The organism is Bacillus coahuilensis m4-4, assembly GCF_000171615.1.
GTDB classification, from domain to species: Bacteria; Bacillota; Bacilli; order Bacillales; family Bacillaceae_K; genus Bacillus_T; species Bacillus_T coahuilensis.
Map to the genome: position 1 here is coordinate 1 of NZ_ABFU01000090.1, position 580 is coordinate 580.

At 72.2% G+C, this 580-nt stretch carries 2 protein-coding genes; both read left to right on the forward strand.

Annotated features, from left to right (window positions below):
• Nucleotides 1–239, forward strand: a 239-nt coding sequence (locus M44_RS18750) for a GAF domain-containing protein (RefSeq protein ID WP_010176227.1), incomplete at its 5' end; no start/stop codon positions are given.
• A gap of 75 nt (nt 240–314) precedes the next feature.
• Nucleotides 315–580, forward strand: a 266-nt coding sequence (locus M44_RS28620) for a hypothetical protein (RefSeq protein WP_029326983.1), incomplete at its 3' end; no start/stop codon positions are given.

Genomic DNA, 580 nt, shown 5'->3' on the forward strand with positions numbered 1-580 from the left:
TATGCGGCACCGCCGCGGCCGAGCGGCGCACTCAGCTGGTGGAGGACGTCCACGCCTTTCCGGGGCATATCGCGTGCGACGCGGCGAGCCGGTCGGAACTGGTCGTGCCGATCCTCGACGGCGATCGGCTGATCGGCGTCCTCGATCTCGACAGTCCCCTGCCCGCACGGTTCGATGCGACCGACGCGGCGGGGTGCGAGGCGATGATGGCGCTGCTCGCCCCGCGACTGCGCGGTTGAGCGACTGACCACAGCCTCGCCCCAAAACGGGACAGATCGCGCGCGGCGCGCGGCTCTGGTTGCGGTGGCGTCACGATGGTAAGCAACCCGTTCACCACGGGCGCGTTGCGGCCGGGTTGCTTCAGGGGAAGGATTGCGCCCATGCGCCTGCTGCCGATCGCCGCCGTCGCCTCACTCTCGCTTGCTGCCGGCGCACCCGCCGTGGCGCAGACGGCGCCGGGTGCGACAACGTGGAACGGCGGCCGGCATGGCCCGTCGGATCGGGGCCAGTGGAACCGGGGCCAGTGGAACGGTACCCGTGCATGGCACGGGCCGCGCTGGGGCGGTCAGATCGGCGGCCG